This window comes from Bradyrhizobium sp. Ash2021, assembly GCF_031202265.1.
Taxonomy (GTDB): Bacteria; Pseudomonadota; Alphaproteobacteria; order Rhizobiales; family Xanthobacteraceae; genus Bradyrhizobium.
In genome coordinates, this window is sequence record NZ_CP100605.1 from 232,474 (window position 1) to 254,874 (window position 22,401).

The following is a 22,401-nucleotide window of genomic DNA, read 5'->3' on the forward strand; positions in this document are numbered from 1 at the left end:
TGAGCGGCTTCCTGTCTATGACCAAGGTCACAATAACCTGTGGCGAACCGAAAAATGTCCGGGTCGGGGCCAGGAGGAGACATCCCGCATCATGTTCGGTGTGCACTTCGGCCTTAGCCAGGGTTTCGCTGCGCGCGCCAACGCTGCGAGCCCCTCGGGGATGTGGTTTCCCGAACAGAGCGAACTGCGGCGCGAGCGTTTCGTCACGATGATCGTCACTCCGCAGCCATCCTGATCATTGTTGCAGGCGCTCCAATTGCGATCAATCAGCCGCGGCGCTACTCGGTTTCGCCGGAGATTCGCAACACCGTACAATGAGCCGTCTTGATTGCCGCCAAGCGCTAAAAATGGGACAGGATGGCGGACTATCTTTGAGATCGGAGTCGAGCGAGCTTGTCAGTTGAGTGTCGCTCTCGCCGTTGATATCCTTCTTTCGCGTCCAAGTTGACACCGCCCTATCTGTCCAGAAGGGGGAATAGCATGGCGCAAAATCAAATCGGGAACAACACGACGGCGTCCAGCCCGTTGGTCACCGCGGGCGACGTGGTCTACTTTCGAGGGACGGACGACAAGCTCTGGAAAGTCAATGGCGATGGCACGGCCAGACGCAGATCGGCACCAACAAGACCAAGTCGACGCCGTTTGTCTTCGCCGACCCGGTCACCGGAGAGTGGGTCTATTTCCAGGGCACTAACGATAAATTGTGGAAGGTCAGAGGCGACAGCGCCGGCACCAGCCTGACGCAGATCGGCACCAACAAGACCAAGTCGACGCCGTTCGTTACCTTCGACAGCAGCACCGGCGACGTCTGGGTCTATTTTCAGGGTACCGATGACAAGCTGTGGAAGGTCAGAGGCGACGGCGCCGGCACCGGCCTGACGCAGATCGGCACCAACAAGACCAAATCGACCCCGTTCGTCTTCGCTGACCCGGTCACCGGAGAGTGGGTTTATTTCCAGGGCACCGACGACAAGTTGTGGAAGGTCAGAGGCGACAGCGCCGGCACCAGTCTGACGCAGATCGGCACCAACAAAACCAAATCGATGCCGTTCGTTACCTTCGACAGCAGCACCAGCGACGTCTGGGTCTACTTCCAAGGTACGGACGACAGGCTGTGGAAAGTCAAAAGCGATAGCGCCGGCACTGCCTTGTTGAACATCGGCGGCAACAAGACCAAATCGCCCCCCTTCGTGACCGTCGACGGTTGGGTGTACTTTCAGGGCACCGATGACAGGTTGTTGAAAGTTTTCAACGATGGGACCCAAGGATCTCAACTCGACGGCAACACCACCGCATCGACCCCGAAAGTGAAACGAATCGGACTCGCCGATGCCACTGTGGAAGAGTGGGTGTACTTCCAAGGCACAGACGACAAGCTGTGGCGATACTTCCAGTTATTAGGAGGAAAACAGGCGGAGTTCACAGCGAGACAGAACGGCTGGCATTTCAACAATGAGTTTGTCAACAAGCTGTTTGGTGGTCTCCTCGAAACGCAGGGACTCTGCGGCGGAATGGCCTACTCGGCCCTGGATTACTATTTCTCCGATCTGCCCATACCGACACACCGGCAGGGAGACGAGCTATGGCCCAAAGTTGGTGACGGCGTGAATCGGGAAGGCGGCATATCGTGGGGGTGTTCAACGCCTCCACTTCTCCACCAAAGGAGCGATATGCCGTGTCTAAGGATACCGTCGTAAAACTGATTCAGCCAGGAACTTTCAGCGACCAACTCACCGACATTTTGCGCGATGGGGCGCGTGCCCTTCTCGCCCAGGCGGTGGAGGCCGAGGTCGCCGGGTTTCTTTCCAAGCATGCCGATTTGAAGACCGAGGATGGCCACCAACGCGTGGTGCGCCACGGTCATCTGCCCGAGCGCGAGGTGATGACGGGCATCGGCGCGGTCCCGGTGCGCCAGCCCCGCGTGCGCGATCGCGAGGCCGCAGCCGGCGATCCCCGCCGCATCCGCTTCTCGCCATCGATCTTGCCGCCCTATATGCGCCGCTCGAAGTCGATCGAGACGCTGCTACCGATCCTCTACCTGAAGGGCATCTCGACCGGCGATTTCTCGGACGCTCTGGCGGCCTTGCTCGGCAAGGATGCGCCCGGCCTCTCGGCCAGCGCCATCGGCCGCCTGAAGGACGGCTGGCAGGATGATCATGCCCAGTGGCGCAAGCGTGATTTGTCGGGCAAGCGCTACGTGTACGTCTGGGCGGACGGCATCCACCTCGAGGCGCGGCTGGAAGATGAAAAGCAGTGCATCCTGGTGCTGATCGGCGCGACGCCCGAGGGCAAGAAAGAGCTCGTCGGGTTCACCGATGGCGCTCGGGAAAGTGCGCAGGATTGGCGCGATCTGCTGCTGGATCTGAAGCGATGCGGGCTCGATGCCCGGCCCGAGCTGATGATCGCCGACGGCGCGCTCGGCTTCTGGAAAGCGGCCGGCGAGGTCTGGCCGAAAGCACGCGAGCAGCGCTGTTGGGTGCACAAGACGGCGAACGTGCTGGGCAAATTACCCAAGAGTGTGCAACCAAAGGCCAAGCGGGCGCTGCAGGAAATCTGGATGGCCGAGACCAAGGCCAATGCCGAAGTCGCCTTCGACGCCTTCATCGAAAGCTACACGCCGAAATACCAGAAGGCCGTCGATTGTCTGACGAAGGATCGCGACCTGCTGCTCGCCTTCTACGACTTCCCGGCCGAGCATTGGAAGCACCTGCGCACCACCAACCCGATTGAAAGCACTTTCGCGACCGTCCGCCACCGCACGATCCGATCGAAAGGCTGCCTCTCAAACAAGACCGCTCTCGCCATGGTATTCAAGCTGGTCGAAGGGGCGCAACGATCCTGGCGACGGCTCGACGGACATGCACACTTGCCAAAGATCATTCTCGGTGTGAAATTCACCGACGGGATCGAGGTCACCGCCAAGCTGGCCGCCCCTCAGCCCGCAACCGCCGCCGCCTGACTGATCAGGCCGTCACCAAAAATTGGCGATAGCTCAGGGAGACTTTGGCAGTCCCGATGCGACGGTGCCACCCGATGGTCGACTCCACTCGATGATCTTTAACCGGCTGATCGATAGTTTCGCGGATAATTTTGGTAAATGGTCCTGCGTCTATCCGGCATTGGATGCCGCTGTGGGGGCTGCGCTCGGGCTCGTGGTTGGGGGAGGCTTGCTTGGCGCTGTGGTCGGCGCCGTGTGGGGAGGTATCTACGGGGAGCTCCATGAGGCGTTTGAGTGCCCAGGCGGCGGAGCAGCGGGCATGACGCGCCAAGAACTCCCGAACCTCACGCGGAACTTCCTTGATAAGGGCATTCCCGTTCCGATCGGGCTCATCTTCGATGAGGACATCTTGAATATCAGCGAGAGCCACCAAGTCGTGGCCTATGGGTACTCCATGAACGGGACGACCATGACGATCAACATCTACGACAATCGCATCCATGACACAGAGTGCGTACTTCGTATTCCTGATATCAGCAATCCAGGAGAAATCAGGGCATTCGCTGTAGATCCGTCCACTGGAGAAATGCTCCCCTTACCGAATAATAATAATGATAAGTGGGCCGGCCTTCTGGTGGAAGACGGATATCGTCCGCAGTGGCCGTCATATGGCCCGGATATTAGCATCGCTTCCCCCCAGTCTCTTCAGCTGAGCGGGCCGATAGTGACGGCGCCCGTATCGGTCAGTGCGGGACCCACCGCCGCCAAAAAGGCTTCGCGCCCCCGCCCCGGCGCACCGGGGGCTCGGGTCAATCAGATCGTCATGGTGGCCCAGCAACAACAGGCGATGGGAGACCTGCTCGTCGACACCTACTCAGTGCAGAACTACGGCGAATTTCCTGCACACTATTCGTCCTTGGGTATCGAGATCGATGCGCCGGATGGCAGCCAGTCGTTCGCACCACCACCCGCACCGCCAACAGACAATGAACTCGCGCCGGGGGACACGATCGGGGTGACGATCAATGTCGCCAGCTTCGGGTCTGCACCTGGAAACTATGCATTGATTGCCGGGTACAACAGCGTCGGAATCAACGGCTCGGGAGCATGGTTCCGAATATTGTACCCTCCGGCCAGCGTCAGCGCGTCGCCTCAAATATCATCATCCAAAGGCCAATCGCGGGGCGCGTCTAAGAACGGAGGCGAGGGCCAGGGAAGCCGCCACGGTGACGAACTGCGGCCGCCTCATAGGCATCCCCGATGCTTAGAGATCACTTCCGTACCCCGTCATTGAATCAGACGTGCATTTTTACATCACAGCAGACTACACGGCCGATGTCGCAGATGGGTCCAGGCCGTGTAAAAACGTGATGCTTTAGGCAGGTGAACTCGACATGGTGACACCGGGCCTAGCTCAGGCGCGGATCGCCTCCATCAAACCACCAACGCCCAGAATGCTGATTACCCTTTTCATGTTGTAGGCCAGGACGTGCAGCGCCATTTCGGTACCGACGTTCTTGAGCGTTTTCATCTGGAAGTGCGTGGCTCCCATCCAGGACTTTATCGTACCGAAGGGATGCTCCACAGTTTGGCGGCGCTCTCGCATCTTAGCCGGGTTCCGATCGAGCCGCGCTTGCACAGCCTCAAGGACGGCTTCGTGCTCCCAACGGGAGATCCGCCGCTCCTTGCCTGTTGTACACTTGCTCTTCAGCGCGCAGGCCTGACAGGCGGTGGTCCAATAGCGACGCAGTGTCTTACCCTCTTCCTCATTGGTGTAGTGATAGGTTAGCTGCTCACCGGCGGGACAAAGATAAACGTCGTCCGCGGCGACATAGACGAAGTCCTGCTTGCCGAAGCGGCCTTTGGCGAGAAGGCCCGAGGTCATCGGCTTCGGAAGATAAACTGTGATGCCGGCTTGCTCGCAGGCGACAATTTCCTCGCCGCTATAGTAGCCGCGATCGGCTACAGCCTCGATGGTCTCGGAACCAATCGCTGCGCGTGCCTGCTCAGACATGCGGGATAGCTGGCTCCGGTCAGAACCAACATTGGTCACCTCATGGGTAACAATGAGATGATGTTTGGTATCGACGGCGCTCTGCACATTGTAACCAACCATCCCGCTGCCTCGGCCGCTGGTCGCCATCGAGCGAGCATCGGGATCGGTCAGCGATATCTGCTTGTCCTCGGTCTGCATCATCTGAGTGTTCAGACCGTTCAGGCGCTGTATCTCCTGGCGCAGCGCTGTAATCTTCTCGTTGAGCCGGGTGATCTTGGCCTCTGGTACGGCTTCCCCCTGGCGATCGGCGCTGTCGAGCTGTGAGAGGTAGCGGGCTATGCTCTCGTCGATCTGCACCAGCCGCCGCTGCATCTTGGCCTGGGTGAAGTTCCGATCCCTCGTGTTGACGGCCTTGAACTTGCTGCCGTCGATCGCAACGCTTGCTTCGCTGAACAGCTCAAGGCGGCGGCACAGCACCCACGAACTCACGGCAGACCTTGCGGATGGCCTCGCCATTGTCTTTACGGAAGTCGGCTATCGTCTTGAAGTCCGGCGTCAGCCTGCCCGTCAGCCAAACCAACTCGATGTTGCGCTGGCACTCCCGTTCCAGCCGACGGCTCGACTGCACCCGGTTGAGGTAGCCGTAGACGTAGATCTTCAACAGCGTCGCAGGATGATAGGCCGGCCTTCCTGTCGCCTCCGGCTCAACGCCGTCAAAGCCGAGCTTGGCCAGGTCAAGCTCATCGACCAACACATCGATCGCCCGGACCGGATTGTCCTCGCCCAAATAGTCATCCAGCCGCTCGGGAAATAACGTGCTCTGACTGCGGTCATCGCCAACGACAAAGCGCGTCATCGAATCCTCCCGGCAAATCACAGGAGAAGCATATCATTTGCGAGGCGTTTTCACACAGGCTGGGTCGGTCAATCGCGTCGTTTCAGGGATAGGCATGTGAAGTCCGGTTGCCGGTTTCGTAATCGACCTGCACCACCCTTCCTCACTACGAAACATTCCAACGGGCATAAGCGTTTCTCCCTGCTTTACTCCAGGCATACTGTACTTCCGGTGCACAACCTCCTTTTTTGCGACGTACGTGTGCAGGTTTTCTTCGGCTCAGCTCAAGCGCACATGGGCGCAAAGGGGATGACAGAGGGCCGTCATTCCAGAGGCGAATTCTTGCCTTCGAGTTGAGAGGCTCGCCGCAGGGTGCGGCGGTCACCCTCCATCGAATTAGGACCCATGGTCATCGGACCGGCATGCTCCCCGTGAAAGCGGAACGCAGTTTCGCAGTCCGCAAGGTCCTTCCAACGTTCCGCTTCGCCGAGCCACTTCCAACTGTGTTGGATATTGAACGTCGCGCGATGGCGACACAATAGTTCCATATCACGACAGCCTATGGGGTCGTTCATTGGCATCTCCCTGGACTTGGTTGCCCGCACCCTACGCCTGCGCACGCAAGGGTCTTATTAAATCGGCGTGACCCTATCGAGTCGGAATTGCGTTTCCTCGAAGAAGCGACAGTGTCGTTGACGGATGATGCGCGCGGTTGCGGTTTTTTTGAAACGGCCGATCCAATCGTAGCGACTTAAAGGAAGATCCTACGCAAGCTGCGTGAGTTGAGCCGGCGGCCGCATGCGCCGGACTAGTCGGAGAAGTCATACGGGTTTCGGGCTTTATAGGCCAGCATCGCGACCGCCGGAGGGGTTTGTTCAAGATCGCTGGGCGACAGGCCCCAGCCGGCGCAGAGCTTCACGTGCAGGTTCATCTCGATGTCGAGGCCGGCCGCCGCTTCGCTCATGTCAGCGAGCTTGGGCGACTTGTAGACGGAGAGCGCGTAGGCGCGAACAAACTCGGTGAGGATCAGGTAGTCCTGAACGAGGTAGTGACGAAACGCCGCTTCGGCGAGCAAACCGTCTGCCAACCCGTTCGTGAAGGGATGCTCGGTGTAGGCCCGCCACTCGGCGGATGCCTGTCTTTAGACGCTCGAAGAAGCTCATGATCTTTCGCCGGGTTTGCTTCTCAATGAGTGGCTTTGGCTCGCTACATATAGCACGTCGCAAACCGGGTGGACGTTGACCTTGTCCGCCTCAATCACCCGCGCCGGGATTTGGTGAGAAGTATTGGAGTTTGTCCGGCTTCCCCTCCCACTCCTTAGAGTCGGGCGGGGTCGCTTTTTTTACCGTAATATTTGGCCAGATTTTCGCGTATTCCGCATTCAGCGACAGCCATTTCTCAAGCCCCGGCTCGGTGTCAGGCTTGATCGCGTCGACCGGGCATTCCGGCACGCAGACCCCGCAATCGATGCATTCGTCCGGGTGGATGACGAGCATGTTCTCGCCCTCATAGAAGCAGTCCACGGGGCACACGTCGACGCAGTCCATGATTTTGCAGCGAATACAGCTCTCGTTGACGACGAAGGTCAATTAAGCGTCCTTTCAGCAGATCGCAGTGGTGAACTCATTCACGGTGTCCGTCCGTCCTCGCGGTGCTCGTTCATTGGTTGAAAATGGACGCACAGAAGACCTACGTCCTCTGGCTGAATCGGAACACCGAGGAACAGGCATTCAGCGGCCGACGGGCCCGTGCTCGGCTGATTGCCGCACATCTCTCTGCCGAAGTGCGTGCAGTCCTGGCAAACACCGATCCGCCGATGTGCACCACTCGTAGCTAGAGTGGACAGCACTTGGTGCAGGGCGCGACGCATCGCAGTTCGCTCTGCCGCGTCGAGTGAATCCACAGCGCGCACCAGAACTTCGAACGGATCGCGTGCGAGCGCTTTTTTGCCCTTGCTCGTCAGTCGCAGACTTACGCTTCGCCCGTCCGTCTTGAATGGCTGTCGGACCAAGTACCCACCCGCTTCAAGCGCCTTAATGGCTTGTGTTGCTGTGCCGCGGGTTGTCGCTTGAAATTCTGCGAAGGCCGACGGGGTCCGTGAGAATGGGTTCGCGCGCGCGAAGAAACGGAGCGCCATCCATTGGGCCGGACTGAGTTCGCCGTCATAGCCCTCAGCCTGTACGAGCCGTCCCACCTGCAGCAGGAGCTCTGCCGTTTCGCGCGCTGACATATTTCACCTCTTCGAAAATATAATAGCGTTCGAAATTACCTTGACAATGGATCGGATGCAGATAATTTTGTTTCGAAACTAATTTGAGGGCTTGATCATGGCCCGCAACGCGGCCCCGCCGATCTTTACGGCCGAACCCGGCCTCACCCGTTATCTTGAGGAAATCCGGCGGTTCCCGATGTTGGAGCGCCAGGAAGAATACCTGCTAGCCAAGCGCTGGCGCGAGCACGGCGATCGCGACGCGGCGCACAAGCTGGTCACCAGCCATCTGCGGCTCGTGGCAAAAATCGCCAGGGACTATCGCGGCTACGGCCTGCCGATCTCCGAGGCGATCTCCGAGGGCAATGTCGGCCTGATGCAGGCGGTCGAGCGCTTCGAGCCGGAGAAGGGCTTCCGGTTCGCCACCTACGCCGTGTGGTGGATCAAGGCTGCGATCCAGCAATATATCCTGCGCTCGTGGTCGCTGGTGAAGATGGGTACCTCGGCCAACCAGAAGAAGGTGTTCTTCAACCTGCGCAAGGCCCAGAGCAAAATCTCCGTATTCAACGATGGCGATATGCGGCTGGACCAGGTGAAGATCATCGCCCGGCGGATCGGCGTCACCGAAACGGACGTGATTTACATGAACCGGCGGCTCGGCGGCGACGCCTCGCTCAACGCCGCGATCCGCGAGGACGGCGATTCCGGCGAGTGGCAAGACCGGCTGGTGGACGAATCCCCAGACCAGGAGACGACCCTCGCCGCGAGCGAGGAGTTCGATAACCGCCACAAGACGCTGTCCGATGCGCTCACCGTGCTCAACAAGCGCGAGCGGCGCATCTTCGAGACGCGCCGGCTCGCCGAGGAACAGATCACGCTCGTGGAGCTGGCCGAGGAATACGGCGTCTCGCGGGAGCGCGTGCGCCAGATCGAGGTGAGCGCCTTCGCGAAGGTGCAGAACGCAATGATTCAGAGCGTCGCGTCGATGGCGACCCCGGCGCCTCTGCAGGTGCGTTAGCTTCCAACCCTCTCCCGTGGTGGGAGAAACTGACGGTGGACGTCGCTATGGGTACGTTTTTACGGCAACCGAACGACGCGAGAGGGGCGCCGCTCACCGGGTGCTGATCGAGCCCTCGCTCGACGATCCATGCACGGCACTTTGCATCATCGATCGGGCGCCTAAGCCGCGCGCTGCAGATGGAAAGTTATCCGACGTTTCATAATGAAGTCGGGGTGCCGATCGTACGCATTGGCTGCCGCGAGTTCAAGTGCATTGGGGATAAACCGCCGCAAGATCACCCACACATCTACCTCAAGATCGGCGCTGCCCAGTGAGATCGTCTGCCCCTATTGCTCTACACTATTCCGCTTCGATCCGAGCTTGGGCGCACACGAAGCTGATCCGGCAGGTTGCGCTTACGTGGAATGGACTGAGCTTAAAAGCAGCCACGCTGCTTCCTTCGTCATGCCGGCCGCAGCCAACCAGCATAAGGCGCCATTGTCCCGCAGTCTCGGGGCGGTTCACGATGGCCACGAACGATCCGAATTCGGCAGGATGCAAGCGTCACGACGGCCGAACCAGCGATAGCGGTTGCGCGCGACCAAATCATAGATCGCGTCGCGGATCACCCGTGGGATGAATTGGAAGATCCATGTCCACTGCCAGCGCGGAAGCTCGCGCGCAATGCGCAGCACGGCTTCGGATTTTACATAGGCCTGGCCGCTCGCCAAGAAGGCAAAGGAATCCGGGTGATTAGGATCGATGCCGAGCTGCTCAGCGAGCGGACGTCCTTCGGCCAACTGGATCGGAACGAAGCGAAAATAGCCGCGGCGATCACGTTTGCTCACGAAGTGGCAGCCGCGCGAGCATAGGACGCATACGCCGTCGAACAGGATCAGGCCGTGCGGCGAGTTGATGCCGCCAGGACTTTTTGGATCAACGACGATTGACTGCTCCTTCTGCATGGAAAAAGCAAACACCCGCGGGACGGCCGGCGCAACAGGGGTGGTTGTCGCTTCAAAGCCTGTCTCGAAATGGCTGCCGATATCACTGATGACCGAGCAGTGGGCGGCAACCTCCGTCTCATTCGATCGCCTCGTTCGCGCGGGCGAGCAGCGTCGGCGAGGCGATCGAATGAGCGGGTCCCGCTTGAGCTTGTGCGGTAACAGCACCACCTCCAAGAGGTCGATATCCCGAAGCCGGAGAACCTTGATAGAGAGATGCCACGTAAATCCGCAGCCGAACTTGAGGCTGAGTGCCTTCGGCTTCTAGGGATGGATCCGCACACGCGAGGTATTAAGCGCGTCGAGATAATTCGCATGTACCCTAAAGGAACGGGGCCGAATTGGACCTACGGCGCGCTTGATCCGATGCCGACGCGCGAGCGGGCTTGGCCATTGCCCAAACGCTTATCGCGTCGGTCTATGGAAGATGGGCGCTGGCAGATTAATGCGCTCATGCCGCCCTCGCTTGTAGGGGCCGGATAAACCACCATATGTTAGGCTCCCCCCGTCTGAGGACCATTCTCATGGCTGTTGCTGGCGGTGATTACGTCCATTTCGTTGTGGAGTACGGCGGCAAAATTGAAAAGTGCCGGGTAACGGAGACTGCCCTTCTGAACAGAGAGCGTATGAGCAGAAAGGACGCAGGCTATGCACAGCTCATCGCTATCTTTGTAAGGCACCGAGCCGAGATCGAACATCTCGCTCTCGCGAAGTTGCAGCGGCAGGGGCACTCTGACCGCGGTGTTGTAGTGACCACTGAGGATCTGAACCCTTGATGCAGGCTGGCTGCTCGACGTCCTCGCTTGCGCAAGCGACGACGTGGCACCCGTATGAACAAGACGCTGATATCGACAGAAGAACTTAAGTAAACCGCCTCAGAGAAATCCACACTTACCCAGGATGCGAGGACGTATCCACCGTCGGTATTTATCCCGTCACAGATGAGGTGGCCGAAAGACAATTGGTCTGTCCAAGTCGTAAGCAGCGAAGACGTTGATCCCCAAGCCACAGGCCGCGCTGCGATTTACGCTCAGCACAAATTTCGTCACGAATACAATCTGTTGGCAGGTTAAGCCACTCAATGCCGGCATCAAGCGCCTTAGTTCTTTCTGGGCGGCGGTTCGTTCGCTACTTCCTCTGCCAGTAGTAGCTTTAAAAGCTTCTCGTGCCGCGCGTCAGCTTTCGCTGCCGCCGCTTCCGATGCAGCCACGCGACTGCGATAGAGCTTAAGGTTTTGCTGGCGAATGAAAAATTGATGTTCCATAGCTACCTCCTCTGAGGGCATGGACCGAAGGCATCGTGCGCCTAAGAATGGGAAGTGTCGAAGAAGGCGGATTGGGAGCCGGAAGAACTCTGCTAAACAAAACTGCTCGTCGAAGCGAGCAGTTCGTTCCCATTAGCGTTGCGGATCTCTTTGTTGGCCGCCGCTCTGCTGGCCGCCCTGGTTTGGATTTTGCGTCTGTTGGCCAGGCGTCTGATTCGGGTTCTGGCCGGACTTAGCGGACTAATCGCCCTGTCGATTCTGCTGACCATGCTTGTTGGGATCATTCTGTTTGTCATCACGTCTCCTTAATGGTGGGGAACATATGACAACCGAGCATACGGTGGTTCGTTCCGGAAAATCAAAAAGAAAGCCGTTCAATTCAAATGCGGCAGACTACTTGCTAATAATCGCGACCTTCGCCTTCAGTTACATCACGAGCACGAATTGCACATGCACGGATGCTCGGTGGTCCAGGTTGAAGCTTCGAACTTCGGCGCCCGGTTTGAGTCACTCGGAGGAACCGAGGGCGGATTCCCATTCGGTTACCGCGCGCTCTCGCTCATGGAGCGGAAATAATGTTCGGCGTGTTGGTAGGAATTCTCCGCCTCGACTTGATCGCCGGCTAGAGTTTGGGCACGAGCCAACGCGAGATACCGCTCATAGCTTGTCCTCACGCTTTGGCGGTTTTTGGAACGCCCCTCCGCGGGAGGTGAGCGCTCCGCCCGTCTTCGCGACAGCGCGGCGGATTTGGATTGATTCATAGTCATGGTTGTCCTCGAGCCGTCGTACACGGCTCGCTCCTTATATGGCAGTTGTAAAGGGTCACGCTGATTAACACAGCAATGCGGCAGCAAACTCGCGCAGTTATTTCAGCGTCAACCCGTAAGAGTTAGGTTTCCAATCGGGATTATCGCGGCGTTGCCTTAGTCGTACCGGCGATATGTGAGCGCGCTGTGCCTTGTGGCGGATCGCAGCTCACATCGGCGACCTTCAAGCGGCGCTTGCTTTCGAAATCGCATGCACAAGACTGAACGGTCTGCCTAGCAGCCAAACGGTCGTCCGTGGGCGACTGGGCTCGCCGCTTGATCAAGAACACTGTGAGCATGCTATCCCACATTACCTAGGGGCGCAGTGTGATGATTTCAAGTTGCGGCGTAGCGCAAAGCGGCGCCTCCAGGGGAGGGGCACTATATTTTGTGGCTATTGGTCAATTGCATCGGTAGTTCGCACAGCATTGCATGCTTCGAAGTGAGAGGCGATTTCCGCTTCGGCCTCGTGTTCCCATTTTTCAGCTTCGGCGAGCCATATGAAACGTTTAGTCGGGTCGCTCACTGCGAGCTGGCGAAACTTAGCCTCTAACTTGCGGCACTGCACAAGGTCTTTCATTGTCACCTCTTGGGAGCTGCATTTTCCGAGACATTTTAGGCCCGTCTTGACGACAAAGTCATTACGTCTCGGAGCGCATATCTTGCGTGCGTCATTGAGGCGCGGGAGTTAATGACGAAGCGTCAAGATCTCTACTTGCAGCGACGCTCGCGACCGGAACATCCGATCAGCGCCAACCAAATCACGCTGCAAACATCTCTCATCAACCAAGAGCATCGCCCGATTCGACTTCACTTGCTAGCCGGATTGAGTTTCCGACAATGACAGGTGGCTCGTTTGTTCAGCCTGCGGAGAGCAAAAGGAATAAGGCGCTATCACCCTTAATCTGGGCTGTTTCGCGCGTTGTCTCATAACCCATAACTAGGGGCGTATCGTCTTCGCAAACTTGCCACTCCCACTGATCAGGCTTTAGAGGGATTACCCTCACTTCAAGCAGGCGCGGTCGGTATCTCTGGGCCATCTTGCAAATATGCGCTGCGGACCGTCCGTTTTCCAGTGCGGAAGTCCGGTATTATGGCGCAGACGGCACTTACCGAATTTTAGCGGGGCTTTTTAGGTGGTGGCGGCGTGTTGTCCTTAGGGCGTTTGGGGTGCTTGTCAGTCATTTGCCTTCCACAATCCTCAGCCTGCCAGCATTCGTTAGTCGAAGTCCGCCCGACAATTCCTGTATGTACCCTAGTTGGATTAGTCGGTCTTTGTGTTCGGCTGGGATTGTTCGGTGCATCAACCCCTTAGCGCAGTCCCGCAACGAGACGAATTCTTCGTGGGTCAATGGCGCCGACAAATCGGGGTTCATTTTCCAGATATGCGCCTCCGGCGCTGCCGTTCAAGCCAGTCATCCTGCCACAATCAAACTGACCCACTACCGGGCTTTCCGTCGGGACGTTTGAGCAACTCGAATGTGGCAACGTGGGTGCTTTCCAACCAAGGCTCTAGCGTGGCCCCACAGACTTTACAGGATGCGTGACCGGTGTGCGGTACTAAGAACTTTGCTTTGCGTTTGTACTCAGCGCCGCAATTGCATCGGACAATTGTCGCCATTCTCGGAATATGCGCCTACGGCACTCCGAAACAAGTGGAAGCCCGCCGACACAATCAAACTGATCCACTACCGGCGTTTGGGTGCGAAGCCCCATGAATCATCCGCCAGCGGCGGATATTTCGGCACACAGTGCCTTCAAAGGTTCCAAAGCCTCGATGCGACGCGCAATTGGGACTACAGATACCCGGCGCAGCGAACCGCGCCCCCCGGCGTGAACCGGTGGGCTTCGCCATGCCCTTCCGAAGTCACCCGACCCTCAAATTCTCCGCCGAAGTCTTCCCCTTGTTGGGCACTTCCTCATAGCTCACCTTTGCGCCCTCATTGAGTGTGCTGAGCCCAGCTTTTTCGACCGCGGAGATGTGCACGAACACATCCTTGCTGCCGTTATCGGGCTGAATGAATCCATAGCCCTTTGTCGCGTTGAACCACTTCACCGTTCCAGTTGCCACCTTGATCGTCTCCCATATCGGATAGGACCTCAAGACAACCTCATGCCGATTTGGAAGGCAAGCAAAACCCGGCGGCGTGAACCGGTGGGCGCGGAGTATCGGCCGGTGCCTACTTTCCTTCCACATATCTGCGAATTAACTCGCGTTTGAGATGCCTGGAGGCGCATAATTAGACAATCACCGCTCCGCCTCCCAGGCATTACCGGTGACAGAGAGTGTTGCGCTCCCGCCTATTCGAGGGAAGCATCATGCCCCAGTCTCAACGCCTGTCGTCCGCCATTCCATTCGTTGCAATTGAGCGCCCCGCCTGTCCGAAGTGCAAGGCCCCGATGATGCTCGTCAGCATCGAGCCAGCACGCGCCCGGGGCGTCGACTTGCATACGTTTGAATGCGCTATCTGCAATCAGGTACTCAAGACCCTGGCCGCGTATGAAGACCCCATGAAGTCCAAGGGTCTTGGACGCTGGCTTCAAGGCGATTTGCACCCGCCGCAGTAAGGCGCGCCGGCGTGAACCTGCGGATTTTGTAATACTTGAATTGAGGCGGGCCGTAGAATTGCCCACAAGCTGGGTAATGCAACGACGGCGCTAGAGCTGGGGAGAAAAACGATGACTGCGTAATGCCAAGGATACGTTGGCCATTAGAAGAGGACGAGCGGCTCCTCGGTCTGATCGCCGCCGGCAAGTCGTGGACATTCATTAGCGCCGCGCTGAGGCGCGATACGAACTCGGTGAAACTGCGCGCGGGAACGCTCAGGGCCCGCCAGGAAGAGCAAACGGCAACCCGTAGAGCTGCGGCTGGCGGCGAAGGGGAAATGCGGGCGGAGAGACTGCAAGAGCTAGAAGCAATGGCAGCGAAACTGTTAGAGACCGCCCGTAAGCTCCCTCCGGGATCGGACCGCCAAAGCATCCTTAAGGAGATCGGGAAATTACGTGTGCGGATCACCGCGCCGAAGGCTAAGGGGAAATAGCCGAGCGCGCGATTTGTCTCGCTATCGCCGTCCAACAAGCGCAGCCTTTGCTGATGGGGGGAGCCTCGAGAGGATGCCGGTCATGAACGGCAATATATTCAACAGCAAAGGCGTCCGCGTCGGCGTGGTCACGGGCGACGCGGTCTTCGGCCTCAAAGGTCAAAAGCTTTACGATCTTAAAGGTGCGAGCATTTATAAGTTGAATGGCGACCTAGTTGGTCATTTGTCGGATGCGCGCAGCAAGGAGAAGCGTTTGGACAAAACGACCGACAAGCTGTTCCCGGAAGGTTAGGCGCGGTCTGCTGATTTGCTGATTTGACAATTCCCCACCGGGGAGCTTTGTGCGTTTGCGCGGGTTCCGGGCCATGGCAGTCTGGGCGGGTGCCGGGCCATGGCAGTCTGGAGAGTGCGATGACTAAGACTTCGACCTTCGAACAGAGCTATCGCTGAAAGTTGGTGACGGCGGGAATCGGAAAGGCGGCATATCGTGGGGGTGCTTGACGCCTCCACTTCTCCACCGAAGGAGCGATATGCCGTGTCCAACGATAACATCATCAAGCTGATTCAGCCAGCAAACGTCGACGATCAACTCACGGAAATCTTGCGTACTGGGGCACGTGTTCTGTTGGCCCAGGCGGTCGAGGCCGAGGTCGCGGACTTTCTCGGCAAGCATGCCGATTTGAAGACCGCAGACGGCCACCAGCGGGTCGTGCGCCACGGTCACCTGCCGGAGCGCGAGGTGATGACCGGTATCGGTCCGGTCGCCGTCCGCCAGCCGCGTGTGCGCGATCGCGAGGCGGACGCTACCGACCCCGACCGCATCCGGTTCTCGCCCTCGATCCTGCCGCCCTATATGCGCCGCTCTAAATCGATCGAGACGCTGCTGCCGATCCTTTACCTGAAGGGTATCTCGACCGGCGACTTCTCCGAGGCGCTGGCAGCACTGCTCGGCAAGGATGCTGCCGGATTGTCGGCATCCGCCATCGGCCGCCTGAAGGACGGCTGGCTTGACGAACACACCGCGTGGCAGAGGCGCGATCTGTCGGCGAAACGTTACGTCTACATCTGGGCCGATGGCATCCATCTCCAGGCACGCCTCGAAGACGAAAAGCAGTGCATCCTGGTGCTGATCGGCGCGACGCCGGAAGGCCGCAAGGAACTGGTCGGCTTCACCGATGGCGCCCGCGAGAGCGCGCAGGACTGGCGCGATCTGCTGCTCGATCTGAAGCGGCGCGGGCTCGACGTGCCGCCGCGGCTTACCATCGCCGATGGCGCGCTCGGGTTCTGGAAGGCCGCCGGTGAGGTCTGGCCGAAAACGCGCGAGCAGCGCTGCTGGGTGCACAAGACCGCGAACGTACTCGCCAAGTTGCCGAAGAGCCAGCAGCCGAAGGCCAAACGCGCGTTGCAGGAGATCTGGATGGCCGAAACCAAGGCCGCCGCCGAGCTGGCGTTCGACGCCTTCATCGCGAGCTACACGCCCAAATACGAGAAGGCGGCCGACTGCCTGGGCAAGGATCGGGACACGCTACTGGCGTTCTACGACTTCCCGGCCGAGCACTGGAAACACCTGCGAACGACCAATCCCATTGAAAGCACCTTCGCTACCGTGCGCCACCGCACGATCCGATCGAAGGGATGCCTGTCCAACAGGACGGCGCTCGCGATGGTCTTCAAGCTGCTCGAGGCCGCGCAGAAAAGCTGGCGTCGTCTCGATGGCCACAACCAGTTGCCAAAACTCGTTCTCGGTGTGACATTCAACAACGGGATCGAGGTCATCGCTAAACCCGCTGACCGTCAGCCCATAACCGCCGCCGCCTGACCGGCCCGGCCGTCACCAAAAATTGGCGATAGCTCCTTCGAACACGACGGCAAGGTCTACGAAGTTCGCGCGGTCCCGACTTTAAACGGCTGGAAGGTTCGCATTTTCGTCGAGGGCGTCCCAGCAAATGGCGTTACTTATTCGGTCGACTCCGAAGTCTATCAAGACGCTGCTCTCGACGGAGTGCCAGAAGATTTGGTGGCCGGGCTGATGGAAAAAGCGGAGCGCGATTTTCGGCGCGGGCTTGCGCAGGAACTGATCACCGCTGAAAGGGCTACCGACGACGGTACCGCAGCGGAAATCGATAAATTCAAACCATGAGACCGCCCCGGTAGGGGAGTCGTTGGCGCTGTTGTGAGATCATACAGAAGCGCAAGCTGGCGCGTTTCCCGTCTCGAAGGCTGTCCGAACCCCGGCCAGCGCGGAAAGCGAATTCAGAGGGCCGGCGGGCGGCAAGGATTGGATGCCTCCTCAAACGTATTTGTGATGAGGGCGGTCGCCCCAGGCCGTACAATCGCCCACAATGAAGCAAAAGCTCACAGCCTACTGTCCACTCTGATAGAGGCCTGCGCCTCCGAGGGGCGCGGGTTGATTATCTCGAACGAGGAGCAACCCGATGTGTGACTATAGTCTGCACGCTGTAGCAACGCGCCCCGCCCAAGTTGGAGAGACGCTGATCACCACGACATTCCGCGGCACTTCGACTCGCGGTTTCGCATCAGAAAGTGAGCCCGCCGTAGCGGTCTGCATGCTTCCGGGGACCGAACTGGCGTTCGCCGGCGATGTCAAATACGAAAACGGATGGAGGACGAGGGCAACCAATTTCCGAGTAGGGAAATTCGGCGCGATAGACCCAGATGTTCCGCATCGTTACCATGATGCGATCGAGTTTCCAGATGGAAGTAATGTGCTCGTCACGCATCTCTCTGAAGGGCAGCGAGTGACCGTGCTGCAATTGCCCGTGGTTCATCAGGTTACGGAGCACGCGCAATCCGCTGCCGATACAAACGCGGCGGAGCCGGTATCCGCTGGTTGAAAATGCCATGGGAGGCACCCCACGCTAACCGCAAGCGGGCGGAAGTGGAACGAACAACCATCCTAGCGCTTGAATCTAGGTTCCGTTGCGGTGTTGCGTCGTATCGTGGTCGGCGCGTTAGTGGCAGCGATGAACCGGGAGGCGAGAATGATGGTTATCGGGCTCGGTGCGCTGCTCGTTTTCGGCGGAGTCCTATACATGGTACGCGCGGTTATCTGGCGCGGATCGCTTAGTCGCTCGGGCTCCTCCCGCTCCGGGCCGGTTCGCAACACTCTGGAGCCGCCACGACGCGGCGTCGGATTCTTGGGGCTCGGAGCGAACTGGCCGGGCATTCTCCTTATGGCAATCGGTGCAATTCTCTTGCTGTCGGGGGCCAGTTTCTAGCCTTGGCCAACCGGGCGTATGGGCCGGTACAGTAGTGCTAAAAGAAAATCCGCCGGCGGGAACTGGCGCCCTCACCTCTCCTCGTCCGGATCGCGCCCGTCCCGACCGCTTCCTTATGCGGTCACGTTGTCCGGAAGAGAACTACCGCGCGGCGCGGCAAGGATTGCTCGCGGCGCCAGCAGGCTGCTCGAACGCTACGCATATCCGCGTCGGGTTAATCGCGCCGTTTTCACCCTCTGCCGGCCACTTCCGGTCTGCCCCAAACAACGGACATCATCAGGCCGGCCCGGTTGTTACGGTTGGTGCCATCACCAGACTCATGCGGCGCAGCAAATCGTCAAGCTCTCTCGGCGCATGATCACGAGAAGAGATATTGGATCCGTCCGACTCGCACGATTGGAAAACAATTGGCTTGAGCAGCCGCCAAACCATTAACTATGCCATGAAAACTGTAACAAAGCGGTTTAGCAAATCTTGAGGTGTTCGGCGGACGCTAGACCGATGATAGAGCGCCGAGCGACGCAGCGACACAACGTCATCAGGAACGGGACCATTCAGTTCGCCGGCGGAGCAATCAACTGTACAATCCGGAATATTTCTCCGATTGGAGCGGCGCTGGACGTACCAAGCTCCCTTGCAATTCCGCACGAAATCACCTTGCTGATGGCTAATGGTCGTATCAGCCAACATTGCTATATTGTTTGGCGTAGATCAACGCGAGTGGGCGTGACATTCGATCGTTTGAACGAGCCGACCATCGATTCTCTTCCGCATAGTGTCAAAGCGGTATCCTGATCGCCCAGAAGCGATGCATCTCCGGTCCTCGCCGTTCATGATTGACGGCGGGCCCCGTCCTGCAGGGCATCGATTCGTCTCTGACTTCGACGGCCTGCAGCCGCAAGCACAACGACGTCTTTCGAGCCTGCTCGGCTCAGGTCAGCTGCGGGTCAATCTTGTCGTTCTGACCGTGGGCCGGCCACTTCCGGTCTTCAATAAGGGGACGTTTTCGGCGTCCGTCGGGATGTCACAAAGGTGCCAAGCACAACATTGGACAGTAACGCCTCAACTGAACGAGGCCGCCAACTTAGGCGACCTCTCATTCGGTCACTTCGGCTACAAACGAAAAGACCGCCCCTCGGCGGTCTCTTCGTTTTGAGATATTGCTTTTTGAGTTGGCTCGCAGTGCGAGGAATTAATTCATGGACAGCACACAGCATTGCCAAGATCAGTCAGCGGAATGTCTTCGCTTGATGAGATTAGCGCAGAGTGAAGATGAAGCTGAGGTTTTGAAAAATCTCTCTATGAGCTGGTCGAGAATCGCCGGCCAGATCGACCGATACAATGCGCTCATTCGTAAACAAAGCCGAAGCGTCGTCCGGAAGTAGGTCCGCCTCCGCAACACCGCACTCAGTCTGGCCCTGTACAGTGGCCCGGCGCGCCGTGTGAGTTCTGGAGACACGCGTCGGGCCTTGGCCCGCTAGGCATGGCCAAAACCTACGTAACAACGATTCGTGGCGGAAACCCGCTTGCGCACCCCTCACCGAAGAACTGGCCGGTTCTAAAATTCCGACTACCGCTTCCTTTCCTTGCTCGGATAGGACAGTGAGCTTGACCTTGCCTTTTTGAATGTAAAAAACCGCATCCGCCACGCCTCCCTGCTCGAAGACGTGCTGATTCTTCTCCAATTTCAGGATCGTTTTGCCGACCCCTACCTTGGCGAGAAAGGCTTTGGGATCGAATTCGTCATTGGCGACCTTCGCCATAGGAGCCTCCCTTGCTCCGATCAGCGCGCACGCATTGTAGCGCTTCCGACGTCGAAATGAAGGAACCATGACGGGGAATTTACCGGCTGCGAGAGCCCTCAAGGAGAATGCAGAACCCCCTCGCAGGCCAGACGAGGGACTGGCGGCAATTTGGCTCGCCTGATTGGCACGTGAGATCGTCTCAGTGCCATCTCCGAAGGCGCATTCGCAGGTCCGCCTCTTCCTCGTTGCGCCTACCGACCGCCAAACCTATCTTCGGCGTCCTCGTTTTCGGGACGACTGGGCCGCCAGGAACCATTCGGGCGACTTGGATGGAGATCCCGGATAACTAGTCCCCTGTTCGGGAGATGGTCGCTAAGAACCTACTTCCAAAAGGGGCGAGGAGACGAATCGGAGGGAACAAATGGCCACGACAGCTACTTACGGGACGCTGTCCGCGTCCGAGCACAGCACGCAGTTGCGCAAGGCGGTTATCGCGTCAACTATTGGTACTGCGATCGAGTGGTACGACTTCTTCCTTTACGGCACGGCAGCCGGGCTCATTTTCGGCAAGCTGTTCTTTCCCAATTCGGATCCGCTAACGGCGACGCTCGCCGCCTTCGGAACCTATTTCATCGGTTTTGTCGGGCGTCCGATCGGCGCCGCGATCTTCGGCCACTACGGAGACCGTATCGGCCGCAAGGCGACGCTGATTGCAACGCTGTTGTGCATGGGCATCGCCACCTTCCTGATCGCATTCGTTCCGACCTACGAAACAGTCGGTATCTGGGGCGCGGTTATCCTGACGGTACTGCGGATGCTTCAGGGCATCGGCGTCGGCGGCGAATGGGGTGGGTCCGTTCTGCTGGCGATGGAATGGTCGCGTCACCACGGCCAGCGCGGCCTGGTGGCGTCCTGGCCGCAATTCGGCGTGCCGTGCGGCCTGTTCCTGGCGAATCTCGCGGTGCTCGCCTTCAGCCAGCTGTCCGGCGATCAGTTCGCCACCTGGGGCTGGCGCATTCCCTTCGCGCTGTCGATCATTCTGGTAGGCGTCGGCCTGTGGATCCGCCTCGGCATTCTCGAGACGCCGGTATTCCAGGCGCTTCTGAACGACAACAAGATCGAGAAGACGCCGATCATCGAGGTCATCAGAAAGCAGCCGAGGCAGATCATCCTGTCGGCTTTGCTGCGGTTGTCGGAGCAGGCGCCGTTCTACATCTTCACTGCGTTCATCTTCGCTTACGCGGTCGGCACGTTACATATGTCGCGCAATCTAATTCTGAGCGCGGTACTGGCAGCCTCCGTCGTCTCGTTCGTCACCATCCCGCTGTCGGGCCACATCTCCGACCGTATCGGCCGCAAGAAGATGTATCTGATCGGCGCGGCGACCACGGGCGTGTTCGGCTTCCTCTATTTTGGCATGGTAGACACCGCGGCTCCCCTGGCGGTGTTCGTTGCGATCGTGCTGTCGCTCATTCCGCATGACATGCAGTACGGGCCGCAGGCCGCGCTGATCGCCGAGGCCTTTACGCCGCGCCTGCGCTATAGCGGCGCTTCCTTGGGATATCAGCTGGCATCGGTCATCGCCGGCGGCCCGGCGCCGCTGATTGCGACCGCCTTGTTCGCGAGCTATCAATCGGGTTACGCGATCTCGATCTACATCGCGGCGTGCGCAGTGGTGAGCCTGGTGGCGACGGCGATGATGCCCGACTACACCGGCCAGGACATCTCCATGGAATATGACGACTGACACATCACTGCGATCGTCATTTTTCCGATTGAGGTGCCCCCTTTCTTTTGTGGGCCGATGTCCGCTGAGGGTGGTCAAAGGCGGAATTGGCCATCATTCGAACTACGTCCGCTTTACACCTTGCCGGACATTCCAAATCCAGCATTATGCGAATCTGGACGGGGCCTATGCGATCGAAGGCTCTGGCGTGTCAACGACGGGTTAAATTATGAGTAACGTCGGGTGGCTTAATATCGCTTCATGGATATGCTGCGCCAGATCAATTCATAGCGGATTGCACCGTGACCACCTCGCCTACTAAAGCGTCCCGAAAAATCAATGCCACTGAAGTAAAGCAATGGTTTGGGAATTCCAGCAAAGCGCAACTACGACCCGCACAATATGACGAAATTGCCACCCGCCTCACGAAGTTCAGATGGCCGTCCGACCCGCCTGCCCCTCCCGACTCTCCTTGGCTTCCAAAGATAATTGAAACTGACCCCGATCGCTATTGGGATTTTCAGGCGACGACCCAGGCGGCAAAAACGTTGCTCGATAGCGTCCCGGCTATGCTCTCGCATTGGGCAGGCTTGCGATG

General features: G+C 58.6%; 22 protein-coding genes and 4 pseudogenes. 15 read left to right on the forward strand and 11 right to left on the reverse strand.

What is annotated here, in order from left to right; all coding sequences use genetic code 11:
- Positions 1 to 91 precede the first annotated feature (91 nt).
- The 4 genes from NL528_RS46085 to NL528_RS46100 all read left to right on the forward strand — a co-directional run bounded on the left by NL528_RS46085 (position 92) and on the right by NL528_RS46100 (position 4,232).
- Positions 92 to 235, forward strand: a complete 144-nt coding sequence (locus NL528_RS46085) for a hypothetical protein (RefSeq protein ID WP_309185454.1) — start codon at positions 92 to 94, stop codon at positions 233 to 235.
- A gap of 466 nt (positions 236 to 701) precedes the next feature.
- Positions 702 to 1,697 (forward strand): hypothetical protein, encoded by a 996-nt coding sequence (locus tag NL528_RS46090; protein WP_309185457.1) that lies wholly within the window; start codon positions 702 to 704, stop codon positions 1,695 to 1,697.
- Positions 1,676 to 2,959, forward strand: a complete 1,284-nt coding sequence (locus NL528_RS46095; RefSeq protein WP_309176722.1) for an IS256 family transposase — start codon at positions 1,676 to 1,678, stop codon at positions 2,957 to 2,959. Before NL528_RS46090 ends, NL528_RS46095 begins: the two co-directional genes overlap by 22 nt.
- Before the next feature lie 298 nt (positions 2,960 to 3,257).
- Entirely contained in the window at positions 3,258 to 4,232 is a 975-nt protein-coding gene (locus NL528_RS46100) for a hypothetical protein (protein WP_309185459.1), read from the forward strand.
- A 120-nt stretch (positions 4,233 to 4,352) separates the two neighbouring features.
- On the opposite strand, the pseudogene NL528_RS46105 reads toward NL528_RS46100, so the two are convergent.
- From NL528_RS46105 to NL528_RS46125, 5 genes and pseudogenes are all read right to left on the reverse strand, one after another.
- Positions 4,353 to 5,790 (reverse strand): annotated as a pseudogene (locus NL528_RS46105) (IS1182 family transposase).
- 302 nt (positions 5,791 to 6,092) lie between these two features.
- A complete protein-coding gene (locus NL528_RS46110; RefSeq protein WP_309185462.1) occupies positions 6,093 to 6,344 on the reverse strand; it encodes a hypothetical protein in 252 nt (83 codons plus the stop codon).
- A gap of 266 nt (positions 6,345 to 6,610) precedes the next feature.
- Positions 6,611 to 6,932, reverse strand: a pseudogene (locus NL528_RS46115) (thiaminase II); the annotation flags it as partial.
- Positions 6,933 to 7,022: 90 nt separating this feature from the next.
- Positions 7,023 to 7,358: a ferredoxin FdxA gene (fdxA, locus tag NL528_RS46120; protein WP_074281579.1), complete on the reverse strand. Its 336-nt coding sequence runs from the start codon at positions 7,356 to 7,358 to the stop codon at positions 7,023 to 7,025.
- A 38-nt stretch (positions 7,359 to 7,396) separates the two neighbouring features.
- Positions 7,397 to 7,999, reverse strand: a complete 603-nt coding sequence (locus NL528_RS46125; protein ID WP_309185463.1) for a MarR family transcriptional regulator — start codon at positions 7,997 to 7,999, stop codon at positions 7,397 to 7,399.
- A 97-nt stretch (positions 8,000 to 8,096) separates the two neighbouring features.
- Here NL528_RS46125 and rpoH point away from each other — a divergent pair, with 97 nt between their 5' ends.
- Positions 8,097 to 8,996 carry an RNA polymerase sigma factor RpoH gene (gene rpoH / locus NL528_RS46130; RefSeq protein ID WP_309185465.1) on the forward strand — a complete coding sequence of 300 codons (900 nt, stop codon included), beginning with the start codon at positions 8,097 to 8,099 and terminating at the stop codon, positions 8,994 to 8,996.
- 179 nt (positions 8,997 to 9,175) lie between these two features.
- Positions 9,176 to 9,398 (forward strand): annotated as a pseudogene (locus tag NL528_RS46135) (zinc-finger domain-containing protein); the annotation flags it as partial.
- Positions 9,399 to 9,499: 101 nt separating this feature from the next.
- Here NL528_RS46135 and NL528_RS46140 read toward each other — a convergent pair.
- Positions 9,500 to 9,943 (reverse strand): DCC1-like thiol-disulfide oxidoreductase family protein, encoded by a 444-nt coding sequence (locus tag NL528_RS46140; protein WP_309185466.1) that lies wholly within the window; start codon positions 9,941 to 9,943, stop codon positions 9,500 to 9,502.
- A gap of 563 nt (positions 9,944 to 10,506) precedes the next feature.
- Between NL528_RS46140 and NL528_RS46145 the strand changes: the two genes are divergently transcribed.
- The gene (locus NL528_RS46145; RefSeq protein ID WP_309185468.1) at positions 10,507 to 10,758 is read left to right on the forward strand and encodes a DUF1488 family protein; all 252 of its coding nucleotides are present in this window, start codon (positions 10,507 to 10,509) and stop codon (positions 10,756 to 10,758) included.
- 323 nt (positions 10,759 to 11,081) lie between these two features.
- On the opposite strand, the gene NL528_RS46150 is transcribed toward NL528_RS46145, so the two are convergent.
- Complete coding sequence (locus NL528_RS46150) at positions 11,082 to 11,246, reverse strand: hypothetical protein (RefSeq protein ID WP_309185469.1); 165 nt, start codon at positions 11,244 to 11,246, stop codon at positions 11,082 to 11,084.
- A 153-nt stretch (positions 11,247 to 11,399) separates the two neighbouring features.
- Between NL528_RS46150 and NL528_RS46155 the strand changes: the two genes are divergently transcribed.
- A complete protein-coding gene (locus NL528_RS46155; RefSeq protein ID WP_309185470.1) occupies positions 11,400 to 11,555 on the forward strand; it encodes a hypothetical protein in 156 nt (51 codons plus the stop codon).
- 233 nt (positions 11,556 to 11,788) lie between these two features.
- Here the strand turns inward: NL528_RS46155 and NL528_RS46160 are convergent, their stop codons facing one another.
- The 3 genes from NL528_RS46160 to NL528_RS46170 all read right to left on the reverse strand — a co-directional run bounded on the left by NL528_RS46160 (position 11,789) and on the right by NL528_RS46170 (position 14,123).
- On the reverse strand, positions 11,789 to 12,013 hold the full coding sequence (locus NL528_RS46160; protein WP_309185872.1) for a DUF4167 domain-containing protein: 225 nt from the start codon (positions 12,011 to 12,013) through the stop codon (positions 11,789 to 11,791).
- Positions 12,014 to 12,446: 433 nt separating this feature from the next.
- A complete protein-coding gene (locus NL528_RS46165) occupies positions 12,447 to 12,632 on the reverse strand; it encodes a hypothetical protein (protein ID WP_309185471.1) in 186 nt (61 codons plus the stop codon).
- Positions 12,633 to 13,919: 1,287 nt separating this feature from the next.
- Entirely contained in the window at positions 13,920 to 14,123 is a 204-nt protein-coding gene (locus tag NL528_RS46170; protein WP_074278830.1) for a cold-shock protein, read from the reverse strand.
- Positions 14,124 to 14,371: 248 nt separating this feature from the next.
- Here NL528_RS46170 and NL528_RS46175 point away from each other — a divergent pair, with 248 nt between their 5' ends.
- The 6 genes from NL528_RS46175 to NL528_RS46200 all read left to right on the forward strand — a co-directional run bounded on the left by NL528_RS46175 (position 14,372) and on the right by NL528_RS46200 (position 19,127).
- Positions 14,372 to 14,620, forward strand: a complete 249-nt coding sequence (locus NL528_RS46175) for a hypothetical protein (protein ID WP_309185473.1) — start codon at positions 14,372 to 14,374, stop codon at positions 14,618 to 14,620.
- A gap of 555 nt (positions 14,621 to 15,175) precedes the next feature.
- On the forward strand, positions 15,176 to 15,385 hold the full coding sequence (locus tag NL528_RS46180; protein WP_309185474.1) for a hypothetical protein: 210 nt from the start codon (positions 15,176 to 15,178) through the stop codon (positions 15,383 to 15,385).
- A 243-nt stretch (positions 15,386 to 15,628) separates the two neighbouring features.
- Complete coding sequence (locus tag NL528_RS46185) at positions 15,629 to 16,912, forward strand: IS256 family transposase (protein ID WP_309176837.1); 1,284 nt, start codon at positions 15,629 to 15,631, stop codon at positions 16,910 to 16,912.
- A gap of 198 nt (positions 16,913 to 17,110) precedes the next feature.
- Entirely contained in the window at positions 17,111 to 17,233 is a 123-nt protein-coding gene (locus NL528_RS46190; RefSeq protein ID WP_309185475.1) for a hypothetical protein, read from the forward strand.
- 295 nt (positions 17,234 to 17,528) lie between these two features.
- A complete protein-coding gene (locus tag NL528_RS46195) occupies positions 17,529 to 17,948 on the forward strand; it encodes a hypothetical protein (protein ID WP_309185477.1) in 420 nt (139 codons plus the stop codon).
- 885 nt (positions 17,949 to 18,833) lie between these two features.
- Positions 18,834 to 19,127 carry a PilZ domain-containing protein gene (locus NL528_RS46200; protein WP_309185478.1) on the forward strand — a complete coding sequence of 98 codons (294 nt, stop codon included), beginning with the start codon at positions 18,834 to 18,836 and terminating at the stop codon, positions 19,125 to 19,127.
- A gap of 702 nt (positions 19,128 to 19,829) precedes the next feature.
- On the opposite strand, the pseudogene NL528_RS46205 reads toward NL528_RS46200, so the two are convergent.
- Positions 19,830 to 20,095, reverse strand: a pseudogene (locus NL528_RS46205) (Crp/Fnr family transcriptional regulator); the annotation flags it as partial.
- Between the two features lie 403 nt (positions 20,096 to 20,498).
- Between NL528_RS46205 and NL528_RS46210 the strand changes: the two are divergent.
- Positions 20,499 to 21,824 carry an MFS transporter gene (locus NL528_RS46210; RefSeq protein ID WP_309185480.1) on the forward strand — a complete coding sequence of 442 codons (1,326 nt, stop codon included), beginning with the start codon at positions 20,499 to 20,501 and terminating at the stop codon, positions 21,822 to 21,824.
- The last annotated feature ends 577 nt before the right edge of the window (positions 21,825 to 22,401 follow it).